The sequence below is a fragment of the Ornithinimicrobium pulveris genome (genome assembly GCF_050261105.1).
GTDB lineage: Bacteria > Actinomycetota > Actinomycetes > Actinomycetales > Dermatophilaceae > Ornithinicoccus.
The window spans coordinates 842,684-861,420 of sequence record NZ_CP189837.1; the positions used below are offsets into that span (position 1 = coordinate 842,684).

An 18,737-nucleotide genomic window follows, 5' to 3' on the forward strand; every position below is an offset into this window, starting at 1 on the left:
CCAGCCACCCGGCGCGCGAAACCCTGATCTCACCTCCATTCTAGCGGCTCGCAGCAAGTCAGACGACCGGCCGACAGCGCGGTCGGCCGAACGGCTGAGCGGCGCGGGCGGGGTGCGTCGGCGGGTGGATGCCGGGCCTGGTGGGCGCGACCTAACGTGGACATGTGATGGGGATCCGCAACCGAAGACTGACCACCCGAGCGCTCGCCGCCTGTCTCGCGCTGACGATGCTGGCCGGCTGCAGCGGAGGCGCCGATCGACAGGCCGAGACCGGCATCGGCGACCGCGGGTCGACCGCGACGGTGCCGCCGCCGGCCACCGATCAGCAGGAGGCGACCGCGACCGCGGAACCGCCCACGCCACGCGACTGGCCGGAGCTGCCGGACGTCGACTCGTCGGGGCTCCCTGGTCTGGACATTGCGACGGTCAGCGACCAGGACGCCCAGATTCACCTCGTCGTGCCCAGGCTCGCGGGCCACCCCGCGCTCTCCGGCTCGCTGCTCGCGGCGGCCGAGGAGCGAGCGGAGGAGTTCCGCGCGGACTACGCGGTTGACGGAGATGCCGGGATGACCGCCACGCCCTTCATCACCGGTCAGTGGCGTCTGGTCGCGGCCTCCAAGGACATTCTCGGAGTCGAGACCGAGACCTATGTGAATGCCGGGGCGAGCAGCCAGACGGCGTGGACGGTCGACTGGTACCAACCTAGGACCGGAACCCTGCTTGAGCCGTGGGACCTGGTCGAGGAGGACCACCGAGTGGGGGTGATGGACGTCGTAGTGACCGAGCTGGAGGCGGAGGTGCAGGGGTTCGACGAGGAGCGGGCGCGCGAGTTCTTGCGGGATGGCCGGGTGCGGCTCGGCTTCGACGGCGACGGGCGCCTGTTCGTCGGATTCGATGAGTATGCCGTTGCCCCCGGCTCGGAGAGCGGCCCCAGCGTGGTCCTCGGGCAGGCGGTCGAGGAAGGGTGGCTGTCCGAGCTCGGGGAGCAGGCTCGGCGAGCGACGATGGACCTGGACGCGAGTGCCGTGCCGGAGCAGCCTGCCGGTTCCGGGAGCGACGCCGGGGCGGACAACGACGAGCCCACACATGTGCCCACCGCGGAGACCACACAGGAGCCCAGCCCGTCACCGACGGCAGCACCTGTTTCGCCTTCGGCCGGGGACGTCAACTGCGCGGTCGAGCGCTGCGTAGCCCTGACCTTCGACGACGGACCCTCCAGCGGACTCACCCCGCGCCTGCTCGACATCCTGTCCGCCGAGGGGGTGGCGGCGACCTTCTACGTCACCGGCTCCCAGGTGAACGCCAACCCGGGGATCGTGGCCAGGCAGTTGAGCGAGGGGCATCAGGTCGGAAACCACACCTGGAGCCACCCGAGCCTTCCGGGACTCGGCACGGCGGGTGTCCGCGACGAACTTGCCCGGACCAACCAGGCGATCCGCGCCGCCACCGGTGCCTCCCCGACGACGATGCGCCCGCCCTACGGCGCCAGTGACGAGACCGTGCGAGCAGCAGCGGCCGCCGAAGGACTCGCCCAGGTGACCTGGGATGTCGACACCCGCGACTGGGAGCACAAGAACCCGGCGCGCACCCTGGGCATCGTGCAGCAGACCATTCGGCCGGGGTCGATCATCCTCATGCACGACGTGCACGAGACCACGGTGCAGGCGGTGCCAGAGGTCGTGGCCTGGCTGCGGAGTCAGGGCTACCGCATGGTGACTGTCAACCAACTCGTCGGCCAGCTTGAGCCGGGACAGATGGTGAGCCGACGGGGCTGAGTGCCCGGCATCAAGCGCTCGATCGCGGTCTTCTCTGCGCGCGCGAGGACCGACCCATGCCTCCCTGGCGGAGACGTGAGGTTGCCCCGCCACGTGGGGCAGGTTGAGATTGCCCGCCAGGTGGGGCAGGTTGAGGTTGCCCCGCCACGTGGGGCAGGTTGAGGTTGCCCCGCCACATGGGGCAGGTTGAGATTGCCCCGCCAGGTGGGGCAGTCTCACGTCTCGCTGGAAGGGGCCTAGGCCCCGGCCCAATATCCGGAACCAGCCGGGCTCAGGCGATGATCCGCCGATCGTGCTCGCGCCGGCGCACGTCGGTGCCGAGCCGCACCCGGCCGCGCACCACGTCCTCCCAGGCGGCGGCCAGCCGCGCCGGGACCTGGGCGAGTCGTTCGGGGGGTAGGGCATAGGGCAGGCGCACCCACCCGTCCAGTCCACCGGCAGGGGCGAAGTTTGGCCCGGAGGCCAGCACCACTCCGTGTTCCCGAGCCGCCACGGCCAGCGCTGTCGACCCGGGCATGGGCAACGCGCACCACAGCGCCATCCCGCCGCCGGGTAGCCGCACCCGCCATTCCGGCAGGTGCTCCGCCAACCCCGCGACCAGCACGTCCCGCCCCGCGCGCAGCTGGGCGTGCCGCTCGGCGAGCACCGCGTCATACCGGGCGAGGAGGTGAGCCGTGGCCAACTGCTCGAGCACGGGGGTCCCGAGGTCCTGCCGGAGCCGACTGTTCGCGAGCTCCTCCACGCGGCCGCGTGGCGCGCGCAGCCAGCCAACCCGCAGGCCACCCCACAGCGTCTTGCTGGCGCTGCCCACGGTGATCGCCGTGGGCAGGTGGCTGGCGAGCGGTGCCGGCATCTCCTGCCCGTCCAGAGGGAGATCGACCAGGGACTCGTCGACGATCGCGACGGTGCCAGCCGCGCGCAGGACCCGCGCCAGCTCCCGCCGCTGGTCGCCGTTCATCAGGGCGCCGGTCGGGTTGTGGAAGTCCGGGATCAGGTATGCCGCCCGTGCTCCGCTTGAGCGGACGGCCGCCGTCAGCCCCGGCAGGTCCCAGTCACTGGCCAGGTGGTCGATCGGGTGCGGGACCAGCCGGGCGCCGGTGCCCGTCAGGGCGCTGATCACATTGGGGTAGGTCGGCGACTCGACCAGCACCGGGTCGCGCCGACGCACCAACGCGCCCGCTGCGGTGGCCACCCCACCGAGCGCGCCCGCGGTCACGATCACCTGCTCGGGGTCGGTCGGCAGCCCGCGTTCAGTGAAGCGCTGGGCGATCCCTTCGCGCAGCACCGGGATACCGCTCGGGTAGTAGCCGGTACCGGCGAGATAGCAGGGCAGCTCGGCCAGCGCCTGTGCATAGGCCTCCGCGAGACCGGTCGGTGCGGCCTGCGCGGTGCAGGTCAGATCCAGCGCTTCAGAGTCCAGCGACGCGGGGGAGAGCAGGTGGTCGACCCGCCCGCCCGGCACTTCCGGCAGCCGGACGACGCTGCCCGACCCTCGACGGGTCTCGAGATAACCCTGCTCGCGCAGCTCCGCGTAGGCCCGGGTGACCGTGGTCCGGCTCAGCCCGACCGGTCCGGTCAACTCGCGCTCGGACGGCAGCCGGATCCCCTCGGGGAGGCGGCCATCGGTGATCGCGTGCCGCAGGGCGTCGGCGAGGCGGGCATAAGCGGGGCCGCTACCGGCGCCCGAAGTCGCGACCGAAGCGGGCGGCGAGGGCGAGACCGACCCGACCAGGGCGGCGACGCGGGCGGCGGAGGCGTGCGACGGCATACGGACGAGTGTGTCAGCAAGTGGACCCTTGCGAAAGGTCCACTTCGTGTCCACTGGTCTCGAAGTGGCTCTTTCGGCGGGGTCCAGTTGACCGCAGGCTGGTCACCATGAACGCTCTGATGATGGCCGGTGAGTTCCAGCGGTCGCGCTCGGCCGACCCGCGACGACAGCTGACCGGTCTCGGGCCGGTCGCGCAGTTGCGCGCGGGGCACCTCGGTCGGCGGCTGCCTCAACTGCTGATCGGCCTGGTCCTGTACGGCGTGTCCATGGTCCTGCTCATCCGCGGCACTCTGGGGGTGATGCCGTGGGACGTGCTCCACCAGGGCGTGACCAGGCACATCCCGCTCACCTTCGGGCAGGTCGTGATCGTCGTCTCGGTGATCGTGCTGCTGCTGTGGATCCCGATCCGGCAGAAGCCCGGCCTCGGGACCCTGGCCAACGCGGTCGTGATCGGGCTCGTCGTGGACCCGGTGCTCGGCTGGATCGAGGCGCCTGAGGGGTGGCTTCCCCGGATCGGACTGCTCGTGGCGGGACTTCTGCTCAACGGGATGGCGACCGCGATGTATATCGGGGCCCAGCTCGGCCCAGGTCCTCGTGACGGCCTGATGACCGGGTTGGCGCGGACGACCGGACGCTCGATCCGGCTGGTCCGTACCTTGATCGAGGTGGCGGTGGTCGCCGTGGGTTTCGCGCTCGGGGGAGTGCTGGGGATCGGGACTGTGCTCTACGCGCTGCTGATCGGACCGATCACGCAGTTCATGCTGCCGTGGTTCGTGGTGCCGCTGGAGGCTCCGGGGGTGGGCGTGGTTCCTGAGGGCCCGGCCACTACGACGGGCCCTGGCGCAGATCGGCCTCAGCAGTGAGGTGCAGGAACTCGCGCCGGTCGTCGCGGGATTCGGCCTGGCGTCGGTCGGCCTGCGGGCAACCTTGCTCGCTGCTGGCGTGAGGTGGAAACCCCGGCAAGCCCTCCTAGCTTGGGGGAGATGCCGACGTCCAGAAGCCGACAGATCCGACACCTTCGACACCTCCGACGTGGCCCCCTTCTTGCCGCGTGCGCCGCGCTCACGCTGGTCGCGTGCACCGGGAACGGTGCCGAGACCGCGAGCCCGACGGCGGAGCCGCCCACCGCGACGCAGGCTCCTCCGGGTGAGGACGCCCAGGCCACCACCGGCCCGCCCACCACCAGCCCACCGGGCCTGCCCGTCGACGACGCCGTGCGTCGCGACTGGCCGCAGTTGCCCCGGGTCGAGGCCACCGATCTGGCCGGCTTCGGGACCGCGACCGTCAGTGACGAGGACATCTTTCTGCACCTCGTGGTGCCGGAGCTGGAGGAGCACCCGGTGCTCTCCGACCGGCTGGCGCAGGCGGCCGAGGAGCGCGCTGAGCAGTACCGCCAGGACTTCGAGACGCAGGACGTCGACCCCGTCGGCCGGCCCTATCTCAGCAGCCAGTGGCAGGTCGTCGGCGCGTCCGAGGAGATCCTCGGCGTCGCGATCAAGGCGGTCCGGCACACCCGTGGCGCACTGAGGAGACGTGGACGCTCGACTGGTACACACCGCATACGGGGGAGGTGGTCGACGCGCTGGACCTGCTGACCGAAGATGCCCACGACGAGATCGTCCACGCGGTGGCCGATGCCTTGGCGGCGGAGATCGAGGACGTCGAGGAAGAAGCGGTCCGGGACGAGTTCGCGGCGGGGCGGGCGAGGGTCGGCTTCACCGAGGACGGTGAGTTGTTCGTCGGATTCGATGAGTATGCCGTGGCCCCCGAGTCCGGCGGCGCGCCCGCGGTCGTCCTCCCGGACCCGGTCGAGGAGGGTTGGCTCACCGAGCTGGGTGAGGTCGCGCGGGCCGCAACGATGGAGCCGGATCCTGGCGCGGTGCCGGCCCGCCCGGATGGGGCGGACGACGACGCTGATGAGCGCGAGGATCCCGGGGAGACGGACGAGCCGGAGAACGGGTCGGATGAGGAGGGTGAGCCGAGCCCGACTCCAGAGCCCGAACCGTCGCCCGATCCCGACCCCGAACCAGCCCCCGCGCCCCCGTCCGAGGTGAACTGCGCCGTTGACCCCTGCGTCGCGCTCACCTTTGACGACGGGCCCTCCAGCACGCACACCCCACGGCTGCTGGACATCCTGGCGGCCGAAGGTGTGGCGGCGACCTTCTACGTGACCGGCTCGCAGGTGAACGCCTACCCCAGCATCGTGGCGCGGCAGATCACCGAGGGGCACCAGGTCGGCAACCACACCCACAGCCATCCGCGGCTGCTCTCGGTCGGCCCGGATCAGGTGCGCGAGGAATTCGCGAGCACCAACGACGCGATCGAGGCCGCCACCGGCCTGCGCCCTTCGACGATGCGCCCGCCCTACGGCGCGACCGACGACGGCGTGCTGGGGATCGCGGGCGAGGAGGGCCTCGCGCAGGTGCTCTGGGATGTCGACACCCGCGACTGGGAGCATCAGAACCCGGTCACGACGCTGGAGATCGTGCAGCAGGAGACGTCCGCCGGGTCGATCATCCTGCTCCACGATGTGCACGCGGCGACCGTGGACGCGGTCCCGGACCTGATCTCCTGGCTGCGTGGCCAGGGCTACGCGATGGTGACCGTCAACGAGCTGGTCGGTGACCTTGGCCCGGGCCAGAGCGTCCGGCGGCAGTGACGGTCGCTCGCCCTCGGTCCGCTCAGTGGTTGCGGAGCGCGTCGATGAGCTCGTCCTTGGTCATCGAGGAGCGCCCCTCGATGTCCAGTTCGGCAGCACGCTCACGCAGTTCCTCGACCGTCCGGTCCTCGTAGTTCTCCGCCTCGCCGCCGCGCTCGCCGACCTCGCTGCGGGAGGTGTTGGCGGCAGCGTTCGAGATGCGCGCCGCCTTCTCCTTGGACGCGCCGTCCTCGCGGAGCGCCTCATACATCTCGGGGTCCTTGATGCTCGGGCCCGGGTCCTCGCTGCTCTTCTTCTCGGCCATGCCCCGACCGTATGCCGCAGCGCACCGGGCCGCACCCGCTGACACCACTGATCCCTGGCCAGAGCCCCGATCTCATGGATGCAGTCGAGTCCGGGCAGCGGCTTGATCTCCGCGGGTGGGGATCGAGGGGCTGGTTCGGGTAGTCCCTGTGCCGCGCCCCTAAAAGACGTCCCCACTGCGCTTGACTGTGACGCGACGTCACATGCGGAGGATGGCGACATGCGGATCAAGCAGTGCGCGGAGGTGGCTGGCACCACCGTGCGGACGATCAGGTACTACCACCAGATCGGCCTTGTCCCCGTGCCGGACGAGCGCCGGGGTCGCCGCGACTACCAGCTGACCCACGTCGCGAGGGTGATGCGGGTCCGCTGGTTGGCCGAAGCGGGCATCGACCTGAGCACGATCGCCGAGCTGCTCGACGCCGAATCCACCGACCGGACCACCGACCCGGTGCGGGACCTGCGGGCCACCGCTGACGGCATACGGGACCGGATCGCCGAGCTGCAGGGGCAGCAGCGCCGGATCGAGACCCTGGTCGCGATGGCCGAGCGCGGCGAGGAGCTCAGCGCGCTGCCCCTGCCCGTCCACGACTTCTACTCGCGCGTCGAGCAGGCGACGTCTGACCCGCGGGCGCTGCGGGTGCTCCGGCGCGAGCGGGACCTGGCCGAGCTGATCGCCCTGCGGGGAGCGCTGCCGGACGTCCTCGGCGAGTTGCTCGCCGCCATGGACGAGGCGGCGATCGAGCGCATCGTCTCCTTCTACGTCCGCTTCGCGGCGCTCGGCGACGCGGATGCCGGTGCGCCGCAGGCCGACCCGAGCGCCGCCGTCGACGACCTCATCGACGACCTCGAGCACTGGTGGGTCCACGAGGAACCCGCGCTGGTCGACGCCTTCCTGGAGCGGATGCCCGCCTGGCTGCGCCGGCCCGGCTCGCTCGACGTGCTCGGCCGCCTCGCCCGGCAGGCCTACCCCGACCCCCGGCAGGACGACGTGATCCGCCGGACCATGCCCCGCTTCATCCGCTACGTGCAGGAGAGACGATGACCACCCAGCCCATTCAGGTGCAGAGCCTGGTCAAGACCTTCGGCGACTTCGCCGCCCTCGACGGCATCGACCTCACGGTCGAGGAGGGCAGCGTCCACGGCTTCCTCGGCCCCAACGGCGCCGGCAAGTCGACCGCGATCCGGGTGCTGCTCGGGCTCTACCGCGCCACGGCCGGCCAGGTCAGAGTGCTCGGACGGGATCCCGGTGCGCAGCCCGCGGCCGTCGCCCGGCAGGTCTCCTACGTGCCCGGCGATGTCGCGCTGTGGCCCAATCTCACCGGCCAGCAGGTGCTCGACGCCCTGGCGGGGCTGCGCGGCGCGCGTGACCAGGCCCGCGAGCGGGAGCTGATCGAGGCCTTCGCCCTCGACCCCACCCGACGAGTCCGGACCTACTCCACCGGCAACCGGCAGAAGGTGATGCTGATCGCGGCCTTCGCGGCACCGACGCCGCTGCTCGTCCTGGACGAGCCCACCTCCGGGTTGGACCCGTTGATGGACCAGGTCTTCTCCGGCTGCGTGCAGGACGCCGCGCGGGAGGGGCGCACGGTCCTGCTCTCCAGCCACATCCTCGGCGAGGTCGAGCGGTTGTGCACCGATGTCACGATCATCCGCCAGGGCCAGGTCGTGGAGTCCGGCAGCCTTGAGGAGCTCCGCCACCTCGCTGCCCTGGAGGTCACCCTGGGGGGCGAGCCGGCGCAGCTCGACCGCGTCCGCGCGCGCCTCGACCACGCCGGCCACCCGCTCAGCGAGGTGGACGGGGTAGGTGGGAAACGCCATACCTCCGTGGTGGCGCGGGTGGAGCGCGACCGGCTGCCCGAGGTGCTGGCGACCGTCGCCGAGGCCGGGTTGACCGAGGTCACCGTCGAGCCCGCGTCGCTGGAGAGCCTCTTCCTGCGCCACTACGAGGGGGCGGCCCGATGAGGCTGGTCGCGCTCCTGCTGCGGCGGCACCGGGTCGCGCTGCTCGCCTGGACACTCTCGCTGCTGGCGCTGGTCGCGGCCACCGTGCCCGCCTACGAAGCCACCTATCCCGGGCTCGCCGCCCGCTCGGTGATCGTCGAGCAGATGCGCGCCGACCAAGGGAGCCGGGTGCTCTACGGCGAGCTCGGCGCGGACGGCACCTATGGACAGCTCTTCGCCTGGGAGACCGGCACCTACGTGCTGCTTCTCGTCGCGGTCGCCGCGATCCTGCTCGGGATCGCGCTCACCCGCGGCGAGGAGGACGCGGGCAGGGTCGAGCTCGTGCGCTCGGTCGGCGTCGAGCCCGGCGCCCCGGTGCGGGCCGCGCTCCTCGTGCTGAGCGGCTTCTGCGTCGTCGTCGGTGCCGGGACGGCAGGGATCCTGCTCGCTCAGCACGATCCGGTCGAGCTGAGCGCCACGGGCGCGTGGGGGTTCGCGGCGCTGACCGTCGTGGTCGGCTGGACGTTCGGGTTGATCGCGGTCCTCTCGGCCCAGCTGCGCGGCGACGCGTCCGGCGCGCGCAGCCTGGCCTTCCTCGTCCTCGGTATGGCGTTTGCCACCCGAGCCATCGCCGACGCCGCGGCCTCGGGTCGGCTCGGGTGGCTGAACTGGCTGAGCCCGCTGGGCTGGAAGGGCGTGCTCGGGCCGTGGGACCAGGACCGCGTGTGGACGCTGGTCCCGATGCTGATGGTGCCCTTCGCGCTGGCGGGTGTCGTGCTCGTCGCGGTGCGTCGGCGGGAGGTCGGTGGGGCGCTGCTCCGCGGGGCCGGGTCATCCGCGCGGCGGGCGCGGGTGCGGTCGGTCGAGGGCTGGTCGGCGCTGCTGTCCAGAGGTGCGCTGGTCGGCTGGACGGTGGGGGTGCTGGGCGTGGCGGTGCTCTTCGGCTCGATGGCGCAGGGCCTGTCCGGGACGCTCGAGCAGGACGCGTCGATGCGCGACCTGCTGCAGCAGATGGGGGTCGACCTGGCGTCACCGGAGCAGGCGTACTTCTCGCTGCTGGGGTCCATGGTCGCGGTGACCGCCCTGGTCGGCGCGGTCTCGCTGGTGCTGCGTTGGCGCGCGGAGGAGGTCAGCGGGCGACTGGTGCACGAGCTCGCGGTGGGGACGGCGCGGTGGCGCTCGCTGCTGGCCCGGTCGGCCGTGGCGGCGGTGGCTGGGGTGGCCTGGCTGGCCCTCGGCGGCCTGGCGATGGGGCTGCTCGGGCGGATGCTGCTGGAGGGTGCCGACCCAATGGGGGCGGCGCTGCGCGGCACGATCGGCGAGGCACCGGGGCTGGTGGCCGTGGTCGGTCTGGTGACCCTGCTGTGCGCGGTGGCGCCGAGGGTCGCGGTGGTGGGCAGTTGGCTGCTGGTCGGGTGGAGTGCGTTCGTGCTGTGGTTCGGCCAGCTGGTGGACCTGCCGGAGGTGCTGCTCGAGGCCACCGCCCTCGGACACACCGGCGCGCTCAGCCTGGGCGTCCTGGCGGCGCTCGGTGCCGTGACGCTCGCCGCTGGCGCGGCCGTGGTGGGTCGACGTGACCTGCGCCTCGGGTGAGTCCGGCCTCGCCTACCCTGGGAGACATGACCCGCCACGACGGCCGCACGCCCGATCAGCTCCGCGACATCCGGATCACCCGCAACTGGCTCGACCACGCTGCTGGCAGCGTGCTCGTGGAGTTCGGCAAGACCCGTGTGCTGTGCGCGGCCTCCTTCAGCGAGGGAGTCCCGCGCTGGCGCAGGGGGAGTGGCAAGGGCTGGACCACCGCGGAGTACGCGATGCTCCCCGCCTCCACCCACACCCGGTCGGACCGGGAGTCGGTCAAGGGTCGGATCGGCGGTCGCACCCACGAGATCAGCCGGCTCATCGGCCGCTCGCTGCGGGCGGTCGTGGACCTGGATGCCTTGGGGGAGAACACGATCCAGATCGACTGTGACGTCCTGCAGGCCGACGGCGGCACCCGCACCGCCGCGATCACCGGCGCCTACGTCGCCCTCGTCGACGCGGTCGAGAAGGCGCGCTCGCAGGGGCTGATCGCCAAGGGCAAGGAGCCGATCACCGGCTCGGTCTGTGCCGTGAGCGTCGGGATCGTCGGCGGTGAGCCGGTGCTGGACCTGGACTATGTCGAGGACGTCGACGCCGACACCGACATGAACGTCGTCATCACCGGTGACGGTCGTTTCGTCGAGGTCCAGGGCACGGCCGAGGGGACCCCCTTCGACCGCGAGCTGCTCGACGCGCTGCTCGACCTGGCCTGCGAGGGCTGCGCTGAGCTGACCGCCCGGCAGGCCGCGGCGTTCGGGGCGGACGACATGGGCGGCGCGGATGCGCACGAGGTCGGCGCCGACGTCGACCAGGGCCCGCCGACCTGGTGAGCGCGCCCGTGACCGTGCACACAGACGGCCGCACCGACCGGCGTCTCGTGCTCGCCACCCGCAACGCGCACAAGGTGGTCGAGTTGCGCGAGATCCTCGCCGACGCCCTCGCCGCGACCGGGTTCGAGCTGGTCGGGTTGGATGACTTCGAGGGGCTGGAGGACGTAGTCGAGTCGGGCGTCACCTTCGCCGACAACGCGCTGCTCAAGGCCCGGTATGCCGCGTCCACCACCGGCCTGCCCACCCTCGCCGACGACTCCGGGCTGGCTGTCGACGTGCTGGGTGGTGCTCCAGGAGTCTTCTCCGCGCGCTGGTCCGGCGGGCTTGGCGAGTCCTCGGGGCTCGCCAAGGACGAGGCCAACAACACGCTGCTCCTGGCGCAACTGGCCGATGTGCCTGAGCAGCACCGGGCGGCGGGCTTCGTCTGTGCCGCAGCCCTGGTGGTGCCAGGCGCGGAGCCGGGGACCACCAGCTCTGAGGTGGTGCGCGAGGGGCACTGTCGCGGCATTCTCGGGCGCGAGCCCGTCGGTGACAACGGCTTCGGGTACGACCCGCTGCTCATCCGGCCCGACGGGCGCACCCTCGCGCAGCACTCCGCCGAGGAGAAGAACGCCATCTCCCACCGGGGCGAGGCTTTCCGCGCGCTCGCGAAAGACGTACTCACCCTGCTGGGCTGACCACGATGCCCCCGACCACGCGCCCGGGTGCGATGCGGGCGGGTGCTGGCACACGCCATACCCTTGGGGCAGAACCTGTCCCGACCCCCCGAGAAGAGACACCATGGCGCACCAGTGGCGCGGCGTGATCGCCGAGTACGCCGACCGTCTGCCCGCGACGATCACCGACACGGTGGTCACCCTGCGCGAGGGCGGCACACCACTCATCCCGGCCGAGCACCTGAGTGAGCTCGTCGGGGCGCAGGTGCACGTGAAGTACGAGGGGCTCAACCCGACCGGCTCCTTCAAGGACCGAGGGATGACGGCGGCGATCAGCGACGCGGCCCGCCAGGGTGCCGAGGCGGTCATCTGCGCTTCCACTGGCAACACCTCGGCCAGCGCGGCCGCCTACGCGACCAAGGCCGGGATGACCTGCGGTGTGCTCGTGCCGGACGGCAAGATCGCGATGGGAAAGCTCTCCCAGGCGATCGCCCACGGAGCCACCCTGATCCAGGTCGAAGGCAACTTCGACGACTGCCTGACCGTGGCACGCAAGCTGTCCGAGGCCTACCCGGTCGAGTTGGTGAACTCGGTCAACCCGGCCCGGATCGAGGGGCAGAAGACCGCGGCCTTCGAGATCGTCGACGCGCTCGGTGACGCCCCCGACATCCATTGCCTGCCGGTGGGCAACGCGGGCAACATCACGGCCTACTGGAAGGGCTACAGCGAGTACGCCGCTGCTGATGCCCCGGGTGCTGGCGGTGTCGCGGTGGCGAGCAAGCGGCCACGAATGTTCGGCTTCCAGGCCGCCGGGGCTGCGCCGATCGTGCTGGGCCACCCGGTCGATGAGCCGGAGACGATCGCGACCGCAATCCGGATCGGCAACCCGGCGTCGTGGAGCCAGGCCGAGGCCGCGCGCGATGAGTCCGGTGGGCTGATCGAGGCGGTGACCGATGAGGAGATCCTGGAGGCGCACCGGCTGCTCTCCTCGCGCGAGGGGATCTTCGTGGAGCCGGCGTCGGCGGCCTCGGTTGCCGGGCTGCTCAAGGCGCATGCGCGGGGGTTGGTGCCGGCCGGTGCGAGCGTGGTCTGCACGGTGACCGGTCACGGGTTGAAGGATCCGCAGTGGGCGCTCAAGGGGGCCGACGGCGCCGACATCGAGCCGGTGCGGGTGTCGGTGGATGCGATGAGCGCGGCCGCCGCCCTCGGACTCGAGTGATGGCGGGGCTGCGGCCTGGCCTGCGGGTCGAGATCTGCGTCCCCGCCAGCTCGGCCAACCTCGGGCCAGGCTTCGACACGGTCGGCCTGGCGCTGGGTGTCCTGGACCGCTATGCCGCAGAGGTCCTGCCCGAGCCCGGTCGCCTCGACCTCGTCCTGGCGGGGGAGGGCGCCGACACCCTGCCCGCCGACGAGACGCACCTGGTGGCCCGTCGGCTCCAGGAGGCGCTGCGTGCCTCGGGTGTGGGCTGGCTGGATGGGTATGGGCTGCGGCTGGAGTGTCACAACACGATCCCGATGTCGGCGGGGCTCGGATCGTCCGCGGCGGCGATCGTCGCGGGGCTAGGGCTGGGCTTCGCGCTAGTGCGTGAAGGCGAGCTGACCGAGGCTGACCTGGGGCTGGTCAACACGCACGCGGGGATCGCGGAGGGGCATCCAGACAACTCCTCGGCCTCGGTCTACGGCGGGTTGACGGTCTCGTGGATGCCGTCGTTGCAGGTGGTGCGGACAGCCAGGCTTGAGCTGCACCCCGATGTGGTGCCGGTGGTGCTGGTGCCCAAGGGCGAGCGCCTGGATACCGCGGTGGCGCGCTCGGTGCTGGCGCCCCAGGTGCCCCGCGCCGATGCGGTCGCCCAGGCCGGACGGGCGGCCCTGCTCGTGCACGCGCTCACCTCCGACCCGGCGATGCTGCTGGACGCCACCGAGGACCGCCTGCACCAGGAGCAGCGGCGCGAGGTCTATCCGGTCACGATGGCGGCCGTCGACATGCTGCGCACGCGCGGCCATGCAGCAGTGGTCTCTGGCGCGGGCCCCACCGCGCTGTGCCTGACCACCCGCGACCTGCGCGACGTCGTGGTTGAGGAAGTCCGCGCCTGGGGCAAGGACTGGAAGGTCCTCACCCCCGGCGTCCCCGATCTCGGCCTCCAGATCCTCCCGATCGACTGACGAGTCCTCCGGAGGGACGTCCGAGTTGTCCCGAGCGACTGCCGACAGCGCCGCCCCGGCTGCCAGTTAGGCTTGCCGGACGCGCTCGTGGTGGAACTGGCAGACACGCAGGATTTAGGTTCCTGTGCCTTCGGGTGTGCGGGTTCAAGTCCCGCCGAGCGCACGGACGGGTCAGCCGCTCAACGACAAGTCGTGTCCCCGGCGCACAGGTTGTGTCCCCGGTCGTCAGGCGGGCAGCTCCACGCCCAGCTGCTTGGCCAGGGAGGCGACGTGGCCGGTGGCCTTGGCGTTGTACTTCGCCAGCTCGATCAGGCCCTCCTCGTCCACGACGAAGGTCGAGCGGATCACGCCGACGACGGTCTTGCCGTAGTTCTTCTTCTCGCCGTAGGCGCCGTACGCCTCCAGCATCTCCTTGCTCTCGTCCGAGAGCAGCGGGAAGCTCAGCGACTCCTTCTCGACGAACTTCGCCAGCTTGGCCGGGCTGTCGGGGGAGACGCCGACGACGGCATACCCCTCCTTGGCGAAGATCGCCTCGTTGTCGCGGAAGTCGCAGGCCTGCTTGGTGCAGCCGGGCGTCATCGCGGCGGGGTACACGTAGATGATCACCTTGCGGCCGCGGTAGTCGGACAGGCTGACCTGGGCGCCCTCGGCGTCCTGCAGGGTCCAGTCGGGGGCGGGCTGGCCGGGCTCGAGACGGGTCATGTCGCTCCTGGTTGAAGGTTCGTGATCAGGCGTTCTGCGTTATCGTCTCAAACGACGCACATGACCGACTCAACCCCACAGGACGTTTGACACATATGGCCAACTCGCAGAGTTCTCGCTCCAAGAAGGAGATCGAGGCGGACCTGAACGCCACCCGTGATCGGCTGGCCCGCACCGTCGATGAGCTCGCCTACAAGGTGAGCCCGCAGACGCTCAAGGCCAACGCCATCGCCTCCCTGCGGAGCAGCGCCAACGACGCTGCCTTCCACGCTGACGGTCAGCCCCGTTACGACCGCCTGTCCAAGGTGCTCGGCGGCGTCGCCGGCGGCGCCCTGGTGCTGGGCCTGCTGCGCCGGGCCTTCAACAAGTCCTGAGATGATCGGGGGCGTGACCAGCGCTCCCAGCACCATCCTGAGTACGCCCACCGGGCTCGCCTACCGTGTCGTCGGCGACCCCGAGGGCGTCGCCGTCCTCTCCCTGCACGGCACCCCCGGCTCCCGGTTCAGCGGTTTGCCCGCCCGCGACGCGCTCCTCGCGCTCGGTCTGCGGGTGGTCACCTACGACCGTCCCGGGTATGGCGATTCTCCCGCCACCGAGCCTCGTTCCGTCAGCGCGCTGGCTGGCGATGTCGATGAGGTCCTGCAGGCGGCCGGGATCGAGGGACCTGTCGGGGTGGTTGCAGGATCGGGTGGCTCGGCGATCGCGCTGGCCTTCGCTGCCCGTCGTCCCGAACGGGTGGCGGCGCTGTCCCTGATCTGGCCCATGGCGCCGTGTCTGAAGGAGCCCGGTAGCCCGGGAATGGGGGAGCACCAGTGGCTCTTCGGGATGGATGACTCCCAGCGCGGGATGCACCGCCTGGCGCTGCAGGACCCAGCCTTCCTGCGCGACCAGTTGGCGGTGCACCTGGGTCCCCAGGGTGGTGCCGAGGGCATCGTGATCGACATGGAGCAGGTTCAGGAGCCGTGGGGTGTCGACCTGGACGCGGTCGGGGGACAGGTTGACATCTGGTGGGGCACTGACTCCTCGGTGAGTCCGGCGGAGCACGCGACCTGGCTGGCTGAGCACCTGCCCGCTGCCGAGGTACACACCCACCCGCAGGACGAGCCGCAGTGGCACACCCGTCGGCTGGTGGAGGTCTACGCGAAGCTGGGGGAGCGGCTCGGCGTCGCCCCGCTCAGCGCTCAGGAACTCGCCGCGGCAACCGCAGCGGTCGACACCGACGGCTGCGGCGGACCGGGCGCGGGAGGCTGCCCCTGCGGGTCAGGTGGGTCCGGCGGCTGCGGCTCACACTGACCTTCCACCTCCGACCGGACGCGCAGCAGGTCAGCCACAGGACCCACCGAACGCGCAGCATGCGCCCGATCAGCCCCACCGGACGCGCAGCATGTCGGCCGCAGGAGCGACCGAACGCGCAGGATGTTGGCTGCAGCAGCCACCGAACGCGCAGCATGTCGGCCGCAGCAGCGACCGAACGCGCGCTGTGTTCCCCGACTCGACCCCGCGCGGCAAAACGCGTCCCCGGTCGGGGCAAGTCGTGTCGCCGGTCGGGGCAAAGCGTGTCCCCGGTCGGGGCAAAGCGCGTCCCCGGTCGGGGTCAGGTGGGGCGGGCAGGCTCCTGGCTGGTGTGGACCGGCGTGCTGAACGGGCCGACGGCGGCCCGGATCAGCACCAGGTCCTCGCCTTCGGCCAGGCGCGGGCCGACCCAGACCTTCTCGCCATCACGCAGGTGCCACGCCTGACGCACCGGTGCGCTCACCCGGGTGCGTCCATCGCTGAAGGTCACCAGATTCCCCTCCCGGGTGTCGACCGTGGCGCGATCCAGCGATTTCCAGTTCAGCACGTCATCAGGCACCCGCCGGGCACGTAGCCAGTCCAGGAGCAGGAATGCGCCGACCGCAAAGGACGTGAACCAGGCCGAGTAGGCGAGCGCGTAGGACCAGTCGTCACCAAAGACGAAGTGGCGAATCAGCACCATCAGGGTGCCCGCAAAGCCCCAGGACAGGATGGTGGTCAGCCACTGGATCCGGGAGTACTTCCGCAGCAGCGCGAGCGCTTGCTGCTCGGAGATCTCGCGCGGGCTCGTCCGCTCCGCCACCGCCTCAGCCGACCTCGTCCCGCGCCGCCACGAAGGCGTCGACGCAGGCCCGCACATCCTCCTCGGAGTGGGCAGCCGAGAGCTGCACCCGGATCCGGGCCTGACCGCGCGGCACGACAGGGAAGGAGAAGGCAATCACATAGACGCCCTTGGTCAGCATCGCGTCCGCGATCTCGGCCGCCTTACGCGCACCATCGTCACCGGGGAACATCACCGGCACGATGGCGTGCTCGCCCGGGAGCAACTCGAAGCCGGCCTGCGTCATCAACGAGCGGAAGAGCTCGGAGTTGCGCTTCAGCACCTGACGCGGCTCATCGGACTCGCGCGCGATCTCCAGCGCCTTCATCGACCCGGCGACCACCGCCGGCGCGACGGCATTGGAGAAGAGGTAGGGCCGACCCCGCTGCTTCAGCAGCTCGACCACCTCGACGGGGCCGGCCACATAGCCACCCGAGCCGCCGCCGAGGGCCTTGCCCAGCGTCCCCGTCAGGATGTCGACGCGGTCCATCACCCCGCACGCCTCGTGCGAGCCGCGACCGCCCTCACCGACGAAGCCCGTCGCGTGCGAGTCATCCACCATCACCAGCGCGCCAAACTCCTCGGCCAGATCGCAGATCTCCTCCAGCGGCGCGAGATAGCCGTCCATCGAGAAGGCACCGTCGGTGACGATCAGCGTCCGCCGAGCACCCGCCTCCCTGGCCTCCTCCAGCCGGCTGCGCAACTCGGCCATGTCGCGGTTGGCATAGCGGAAGCGCTGCGCCTTGGACAACCGCACGCCATCGATGATCGAGGCGTGGTTCAGCGCATCGGAGATGACTGCGTCCTCGGCCGTCAGAAGCACCTCGAAGATCGCGCCATTGGCGTCGAAGCACGACGGGAAGAGGATGGCATCCTCAGTCCCGACATAGTCCGCGATCGCCTTCTCCAGGTCCCGGTGCTGGGTCTGGGTCCCGCAGATGAAGCGCACCGAGGCCATCCCGAAGCCCCACTCATCCAACGCCTCCCGCGCCGCAGCCACGATGTCCGGGTGGTTGGCCAAGCCCAGGTAGTTGTTGGCGCAGAAGTTCAGCGCCTCACCCTGGGTGGTGCCGATGTGCGAGGACTGCGGCGTCGTGATCAGCCGCTCCTTCTTGGTGAGCCCGTCCGCCTCGATCTGGTCGAGCTCGGCGCGCAACTGGTCCTTCACTCCATACATCTCAAACTCTCCTCAGCTCCAGTCCATGATGACCTTGCCGACCTGCCCGGACCGGGCGGCGTCGAAGGCGTCCTGCCACTGCTCGGCAGGGAAACGGTGGGTGATGACCGAGCGGATCCGGTCGCGCAGCACCTCAGAGGTCTGCAGCATCGCCGTCATCTTGTACCAGGTCTCATACATCTCCCTGCCATAGATCCCCTTGAGCGTGATCATGTGCGTGATCACCTTGCCCCAGTCGATGTCGAAGGGCTCGGCCGGCAGCCCCAGCATCGCGACCCGCCCACCGTGCGTCATGCACCCGATCAGCTCGCGCACCGCGTGGGGGCTGCCCGACATCTCCAGCGCGATGTCGAACCCCTCGGTCATCCCGAGCTCTTCCTTGGCCGAGGCGATCCGTCGCTCGCCGACGTTGATCGCGAGGTCGGCGCCCGCGGCGCGCGCCTGCTCCAGGCGAGATTCGGAGAGGTCTGTCACCACGACATACCGGGCCCCGGCGTGCCGGACGATCGCCGCCGCCATCACCCCGATCGGCCCCGCCCCGGTGATCAGCACGTCCTCGCCCTCGAGCGGGAAGGACAGCGCGGTGTGGACGGCGTTGCCGAGCGGGTCGAAGACCGCGCCGAGGTCGGGGTCGATCAGGTCGGGCTGCACCCAGACGTTGCTGTGCGGGACCACGACGTAGTCGGCGAAGCAGCCGTCCCGGTTGACCCCGAGGTTGGAGGTGTTCACGCACATGTGGCGACGCCCGGCGCGGCAGTTGCGGCAGGTCCCGCAGACGACATGCCCCTCGACCGAGCAGCGCTGCCCCACCTCCAGGCCGTACTGCCCACCGGTCGGCACCCCCTCGCCCAGCTCGACGATCTCACCGTAGAACTCGTGCCCGACCACCAGCGGCGGCTTCAGCATCGAGGCGGCCCAGTCGTCCCAGGACTCGATGTGCAGGTCGGTGCCGCACAGGCCCGCCCGCAGCACCCGGATCTTCACCTCGCCCGGCCCCGGCGTGGGTTCGGGGACGTCGAGCAGTTCCAGTCCCGGCCCGGCAGTGGGCTTCACGAGCGCACGCATGG

19 protein-coding genes and 1 tRNA gene are annotated in these 18,737 nt (G+C 71.0%); 14 read left to right on the top strand and 6 right to left on the bottom strand.

Features of this window, described 5'->3' with window-relative positions; all coding sequences use genetic code 11:
• Positions 1-167 precede the first annotated feature (167 nt).
• Complete coding sequence (locus ACQBAT_RS03900; RefSeq protein WP_420746675.1) at positions 168-1,775, top strand: polysaccharide deacetylase family protein; 1,608 nt, start codon at positions 168-170, stop codon at positions 1,773-1,775.
• Positions 1,776-2,046: 271 nt separating this feature from the next.
• On the opposite strand, the gene ACQBAT_RS03905 is transcribed toward ACQBAT_RS03900, so the two are convergent.
• Positions 2,047-3,543, bottom strand: coding sequence for a PLP-dependent aminotransferase family protein (locus tag ACQBAT_RS03905; RefSeq protein ID WP_420746676.1), 1,497 nt, complete (start codon positions 3,541-3,543; stop codon positions 2,047-2,049).
• 107 nt (positions 3,544-3,650) lie between these two features.
• Here ACQBAT_RS03905 and ACQBAT_RS03910 point away from each other — a divergent pair, with 107 nt between their 5' ends.
• From ACQBAT_RS03910 to ACQBAT_RS03920, 3 genes are all read left to right on the top strand, one after another.
• Positions 3,651-4,406 (top strand): YczE/YyaS/YitT family protein, encoded by a 756-nt coding sequence (locus ACQBAT_RS03910; RefSeq protein WP_420746677.1) that lies wholly within the window; start codon positions 3,651-3,653, stop codon positions 4,404-4,406.
• A gap of 120 nt (positions 4,407-4,526) precedes the next feature.
• Entirely contained in the window at positions 4,527-5,138 is a 612-nt protein-coding gene (locus tag ACQBAT_RS03915; RefSeq protein WP_420746678.1) for a hypothetical protein, read from the top strand.
• On the top strand, positions 5,114-6,202 hold the full coding sequence (locus tag ACQBAT_RS03920; protein ID WP_420746679.1) for a polysaccharide deacetylase family protein: 1,089 nt from the start codon (positions 5,114-5,116) through the stop codon (positions 6,200-6,202). The genes ACQBAT_RS03915 and ACQBAT_RS03920 overlap by 25 nt, the downstream gene beginning before the upstream one ends.
• Positions 6,203-6,224: 22 nt before the next feature.
• On the opposite strand, the gene ACQBAT_RS03925 is transcribed toward ACQBAT_RS03920, so the two are convergent.
• Positions 6,225-6,506: a DUF7218 family protein gene (locus ACQBAT_RS03925; protein ID WP_420746680.1), complete on the bottom strand. Its 282-nt coding sequence runs from the start codon at positions 6,504-6,506 to the stop codon at positions 6,225-6,227.
• 219 nt (positions 6,507-6,725) lie between these two features.
• On the opposite strand from ACQBAT_RS03925, the gene ACQBAT_RS03930 reads away from it, so the two are divergent.
• From ACQBAT_RS03930 to ACQBAT_RS03965, 8 genes are all read left to right on the top strand, one after another.
• Entirely contained in the window at positions 6,726-7,550 is an 825-nt protein-coding gene (locus tag ACQBAT_RS03930; RefSeq protein WP_420746681.1) for a MerR family transcriptional regulator, read from the top strand.
• Positions 7,547-8,470, top strand: coding sequence for an ABC transporter ATP-binding protein (locus tag ACQBAT_RS03935; protein ID WP_420746682.1), 924 nt, complete (start codon positions 7,547-7,549; stop codon positions 8,468-8,470). The genes ACQBAT_RS03930 and ACQBAT_RS03935 overlap by 4 nt, the downstream gene beginning before the upstream one ends.
• Positions 8,467-10,041: a hypothetical protein gene (locus ACQBAT_RS03940; RefSeq protein WP_420746683.1), complete on the top strand. Its 1,575-nt coding sequence runs from the start codon at positions 8,467-8,469 to the stop codon at positions 10,039-10,041. Before ACQBAT_RS03935 ends, ACQBAT_RS03940 begins: the two co-directional genes overlap by 4 nt.
• Positions 10,042-10,067: 26 nt before the next feature.
• Positions 10,068-10,859 (top strand): ribonuclease PH, encoded by a 792-nt coding sequence (rph, locus tag ACQBAT_RS03945; protein WP_420746684.1) that lies wholly within the window; start codon positions 10,068-10,070, stop codon positions 10,857-10,859.
• A gap of 8 nt (positions 10,860-10,867) precedes the next feature.
• Positions 10,868-11,536: a non-canonical purine NTP pyrophosphatase gene (locus tag ACQBAT_RS03950; RefSeq protein WP_420746685.1), complete on the top strand. Its 669-nt coding sequence runs from the start codon at positions 10,868-10,870 to the stop codon at positions 11,534-11,536.
• A 103-nt stretch (positions 11,537-11,639) separates the two neighbouring features.
• Positions 11,640-12,734, top strand: coding sequence for a threonine synthase (gene thrC / locus ACQBAT_RS03955; protein WP_420746686.1), 1,095 nt, complete (start codon positions 11,640-11,642; stop codon positions 12,732-12,734).
• Complete coding sequence (locus ACQBAT_RS03960; protein WP_420746687.1) at positions 12,734-13,678, top strand: homoserine kinase; 945 nt, start codon at positions 12,734-12,736, stop codon at positions 13,676-13,678. The genes thrC and ACQBAT_RS03960 overlap by 1 nt, the downstream gene beginning before the upstream one ends.
• Before the next feature lie 81 nt (positions 13,679-13,759).
• Positions 13,760-13,841: transfer RNA gene (locus ACQBAT_RS03965), tRNA-Leu, on the top strand.
• Positions 13,842-13,903: 62 nt separating this feature from the next.
• On the opposite strand, the gene bcp is transcribed toward ACQBAT_RS03965, so the two are convergent.
• Positions 13,904-14,380 carry a thioredoxin-dependent thiol peroxidase gene (gene bcp, locus ACQBAT_RS03970; RefSeq protein WP_420746688.1) on the bottom strand — a complete coding sequence of 159 codons (477 nt, stop codon included), beginning with the start codon at positions 14,378-14,380 and terminating at the stop codon, positions 13,904-13,906.
• A gap of 95 nt (positions 14,381-14,475) precedes the next feature.
• Between bcp and ACQBAT_RS03975 the strand changes: the two genes are divergently transcribed.
• A complete protein-coding gene (locus ACQBAT_RS03975) occupies positions 14,476-14,754 on the top strand; it encodes a DUF3618 domain-containing protein (RefSeq protein WP_420746689.1) in 279 nt (92 codons plus the stop codon).
• 13 nt (positions 14,755-14,767) lie between these two features.
• Complete coding sequence (locus ACQBAT_RS03980) at positions 14,768-15,673, top strand: alpha/beta fold hydrolase (RefSeq protein ID WP_420746690.1); 906 nt, start codon at positions 14,768-14,770, stop codon at positions 15,671-15,673.
• A 301-nt stretch (positions 15,674-15,974) separates the two neighbouring features.
• Here ACQBAT_RS03980 and ACQBAT_RS03985 read toward each other — a convergent pair whose 3' ends face one another.
• Genes ACQBAT_RS03985 through tdh form a run of 3 tightly spaced genes read right to left on the bottom strand, consistent with a single transcriptional unit; the run spans position 15,975 to position 18,735 of the window.
• On the bottom strand, positions 15,975-16,475 hold the full coding sequence (locus tag ACQBAT_RS03985) for a hypothetical protein (protein ID WP_420746691.1): 501 nt from the start codon (positions 16,473-16,475) through the stop codon (positions 15,975-15,977).
• Positions 16,476-16,479: 4 nt separating this feature from the next.
• Positions 16,480-17,670 carry a glycine C-acetyltransferase gene (locus ACQBAT_RS03990; protein ID WP_420746692.1) on the bottom strand — a complete coding sequence of 397 codons (1,191 nt, stop codon included), beginning with the start codon at positions 17,668-17,670 and terminating at the stop codon, positions 16,480-16,482.
• Between the two features lie 12 nt (positions 17,671-17,682).
• On the bottom strand, positions 17,683-18,735 hold the full coding sequence (gene tdh, locus ACQBAT_RS03995) for an L-threonine 3-dehydrogenase (RefSeq protein WP_420746693.1): 1,053 nt from the start codon (positions 18,733-18,735) through the stop codon (positions 17,683-17,685).
• Positions 18,736-18,737: the final 2 nt, after the last annotated feature.

What these genes read in the sequence shown, in the direction of transcription:
- ACQBAT_RS03900 (WP_420746675.1), top strand. Translation starts at nt 168, where the DNA reads ATGGGGATCCGCAACCGAAGACTGACCACCCGAGCGCTCGCCGCCTGT.
- ACQBAT_RS03905 (WP_420746676.1), bottom strand. Translation starts at nt 3,543, where the DNA reads ATGCCGTCGCACGCCTCCGCCGCCCGCGTCGCCGCCCTGGTCGGGTCG.
- ACQBAT_RS03910 (WP_420746677.1), top strand. Translation starts at nt 3,651, where the DNA reads ATGAACGCTCTGATGATGGCCGGTGAGTTCCAGCGGTCGCGCTCGGCC.
- ACQBAT_RS03915 (WP_420746678.1), top strand. Translation starts at nt 4,527, where the DNA reads ATGCCGACGTCCAGAAGCCGACAGATCCGACACCTTCGACACCTCCGA.
- ACQBAT_RS03925 (WP_420746680.1), bottom strand. Translation starts at nt 6,506, where the DNA reads ATGGCCGAGAAGAAGAGCAGCGAGGACCCGGGCCCGAGCATCAAGGAC.
- ACQBAT_RS03930 (WP_420746681.1), top strand. Translation starts at nt 6,726, where the DNA reads ATGCGGATCAAGCAGTGCGCGGAGGTGGCTGGCACCACCGTGCGGACG.
- ACQBAT_RS03935 (WP_420746682.1), top strand. Translation starts at nt 7,547, where the DNA reads ATGACCACCCAGCCCATTCAGGTGCAGAGCCTGGTCAAGACCTTCGGC.
- ACQBAT_RS03940 (WP_420746683.1), top strand. Translation starts at nt 8,467, where the DNA reads ATGAGGCTGGTCGCGCTCCTGCTGCGGCGGCACCGGGTCGCGCTGCTC.
- rph (WP_420746684.1), top strand. Translation starts at nt 10,068, where the DNA reads ATGACCCGCCACGACGGCCGCACGCCCGATCAGCTCCGCGACATCCGG.
- thrC (WP_420746686.1), top strand. Translation starts at nt 11,640, where the DNA reads ATGGCGCACCAGTGGCGCGGCGTGATCGCCGAGTACGCCGACCGTCTG.
- ACQBAT_RS03960 (WP_420746687.1), top strand. Translation starts at nt 12,734, where the DNA reads ATGGCGGGGCTGCGGCCTGGCCTGCGGGTCGAGATCTGCGTCCCCGCC.
- bcp (WP_420746688.1), bottom strand. Translation starts at nt 14,380, where the DNA reads ATGACCCGTCTCGAGCCCGGCCAGCCCGCCCCCGACTGGACCCTGCAG.
- ACQBAT_RS03975 (WP_420746689.1), top strand. Translation starts at nt 14,476, where the DNA reads ATGGCCAACTCGCAGAGTTCTCGCTCCAAGAAGGAGATCGAGGCGGAC.
- ACQBAT_RS03990 (WP_420746692.1), bottom strand. Translation starts at nt 17,670, where the DNA reads ATGTATGGAGTGAAGGACCAGTTGCGCGCCGAGCTCGACCAGATCGAG.
- tdh (WP_420746693.1), bottom strand. Translation starts at nt 18,735, where the DNA reads ATGCGTGCGCTCGTGAAGCCCACTGCCGGGCCGGGACTGGAACTGCTC.